Genomic DNA, 3026 nt, shown 5'->3' on the forward strand with positions numbered 1-3026 from the left:
CCAATATTCAAATCTATTACAATAGAAACTATCTAAATCATATATTATTTAATAATCATTATTGTTTAAGAATAAAAACGTAAAATCAAATAGCTAGAAAAAGCGTTTAAATAAAGCAACAAGTAAATCTAACGGGGATTACCGTTGAGAGCGAAAAAATAACACTTTATCGGAAGAGTTGATTTGCGAAACCAAACGCATATAAAATTTGGACAAGGATTCCGAATGCATTGAAGGAAGTTGACAAAAAGTGACTTGTTAAGAAACAAGCTGACAAAAAACGGCACATCGTTTCCCAAACTTCACAAGCTTCCCAAAATGTATCAGCATAAAATCCCATAAAACAGGCTTTTAGCTGCTATTCGGCCGAGTAGAGACTTTTGGCACGGGAATTGCATACACGAGATTACGGCATGAAACCGCATAAAGGGGAAACTCTGAAATGCGGCAAATGTGTGGACAGGCAGTTTACAGCCGAGCAACACGTCCCAAAAGAAATCAAACCCCTTACAGGAAAATCGATATGAATAAAGTCTTTAAAGTCATTTGGAACCACGCGACCCAGACATGGACCGCGGTTTCCGAGATCAGCCATGCACACGGCAAAAAATCCGCTTCTGACAAGCGTAAAGCCGTAGCTGCTGCAGTTGCAGCGGCAGGTGCTTTGATGGCTTCTAGTGCTGCTCAAGCAGGTGTGGAAACATCTGCTAGTACGATTACCATTAAATCAGATAATACCGGGAATGTCATTGGTACCAATCAAGGTATTGGCAATATCAATATCGGTACTGGCGCAAATACTTACAGAAACAACGGTAATAATGTAGTCTCTCATGACGCAATTGCGATTGGTTCTAGTGCGACTGGTACTGGTGATAAATCAGTAGCTATTGGTAAAGATGCAAAAGCAATTCAAGAAAATGGTGTTGCAGTTGGTTTTGGTGCAACTAATCAGTCTATTGACTCTGTTGCGATCGGTACAAAAGCAACATCAGGCAAAGATATGGACGTAGCTATTGGTAAGCAAGCAAATGCTAGTGGTGGCGAGTCTCTTGCTTTTGGTTCTGGATCAAAAGCATCTGGTCAGGCTACTATTGCCGTAGGTAAATCATCTAATGCTTCTGGTTCTTCTGCAGTTTCTGTTGGTTATGAGTCTGCTGCAGCTGGTAATAATGCTGTAGCTGTTGGTAAAAATACGACTGCAAGTGCTACCAATGCGGTTGCTGTTGGTTTGCGTGCTACTGCTACCGGTACTCGAGCTATTGCAACAGGTGCTGGTTCTACAGCAAGTGGCGAGCAATCTCTCGCAACAGGTTTTACAGCAAAAGCTTTGGGTAATAACTCTGTCGCTCATGGTAATGACGCAGTTGCTAGCCAAGCTGCTGACGTTGCTGTAGGTTTTGAAGCAAAAGCTGATGGTACCTCTACTGGTGCTGATGGTGATGGTGTTGTGGGTGCTAATAATGCCGGTTCAGCTATGGCAATCGGTACTAATGCTCAAGCAACCGGTATCGTAGCAACTGCCATCGGTCAACGTTCTCAAGCCCTGGCAAACGGTGCGGTAGCATTGGGTGGCGATGCTCAAGCTAAAAAAGGTTCTGCCGTAGCAATCGGTCGCGGTTCTGTCGCTGACGGCATTTCTGCTTCTGCCTTCGGTCCTGCTGCTAAAGCAAGTGCTCAATACGCGGTAGCATTGGGTGTACAAAGTAACGCTGCTTCTACGCAAGCGATTGCATTAGGCCGTGGCGCTCAAGCCAATGGCGGTGAATATGCAACTGCTCTGGGTAACGATGCTCAAGCAACAGCTAGAAACACTCTGGCTTTGGGTACTGAAGCTAAATCTACTATCGAAAACAGCGTAGCTCTGGGTAACGGTTCTACAACCAGCAACTTCGTACCTACTAGCAGCGGTACTGTTCGCGGCTACACTTACGGTGGTTTTGCAGGCGCAACCAGTGGTTTAAATGACGGCGCAGTATTGTCTGTAGGTTCTGCAGGTAAAGAACGTCAAATCCAAAACGTTGCCGCAGGCCGTATTTCTCAAACTTCTACCGATGCAATCAACGGCTCTCAATTGTTCGCCGTAGCAAGCCGCATCGAAAATCTGAATCCGTTTGTATTCTCAGGCCACAATGAGAGCGGTAGCTCACCAGATGTAGGTAGATACACATACGATCCTAAATCAAATGCCGGTAACACCCTGAAACTGATCGCTGGTGAAGGTCTGAAAATGACTTCAAACGGCACTAACGAATACACCCTGAGCGTAGTAGGTGGTGGTGCTAAAGGCGAAAAAGGTGATGCTGGTCCTGCTGGCCCTAAAGGCGAAAAAGGCGATACTGGTCCTGCTGGTGCTAAAGGCGCAAAAGGCGATACTGGTCCTGCTGGTGCTAAAGGTGATACTGGTGATACTGGTCCTAAAGGCGACAAAGGCGAAAAAGGTGATACCGGTGAAAACGGCCTGAACGGTAGCAGCGTTACAGGTACTGTTGTAAACAATAATGACGGTACTCATACCATCACTATTACCAATGAAGGTGATGGCTCAGTGACTACTACCATCGTTAAAGACGGTAAAAACGGTAAAGATGGTAAAGACGGCGCTACTGGCGCAGCAGGCGCTAAAGGCGAAAAAGGTGACACTGGTGCCGCTGGCGAAAAAGGCGAAAAAGGTGACACTGGTGCCGCTGGCGAAAAAGGCGAAAAAGGTGACACTGGTGCCGTAGGTGCCGCTGGCGAAAAAGGCGAAAAAGGTGATACCGGCGCCGCTGGCGAAAAAGGCGAAAAAGGTGACACTGGCGCCGCTGGCGAAAAAGGCGAAAAAGGTGACACTGGCGCTGCTGGCGAAAAAGGCGAAAAAGGTGACACTGGCGCCGCTGGCGAAAAAGGCGAAAAAGGTGATACCGGCGCTACTGGCGAAAAAGGCGAAAAAGGTGAAACTGGTGCCGCAGGTGCAGCTGGCGAAAAAGGCGAAAAAGGTGACACTGGCGCCGCTGGCGAAAAAGGCGAAAAAGGTGACACTGGCG

At 47.0% G+C, this 3026-nt stretch carries 1 protein-coding gene; it reads left to right on the forward strand.

Going from position 1 to position 3026, the window contains the following annotated elements:
• Nucleotides 1-523: 523 nt before the first annotated feature.
• Nucleotides 524-3026, forward strand: a 2503-nt coding sequence (locus ACTHUE_RS14270) for an ESPR-type extended signal peptide-containing protein (protein ID WP_440423816.1), incomplete at its 3' end; no start/stop codon positions are given.

Source organism: Neisseria sp. P0021.S005, from assembly GCF_051956955.1.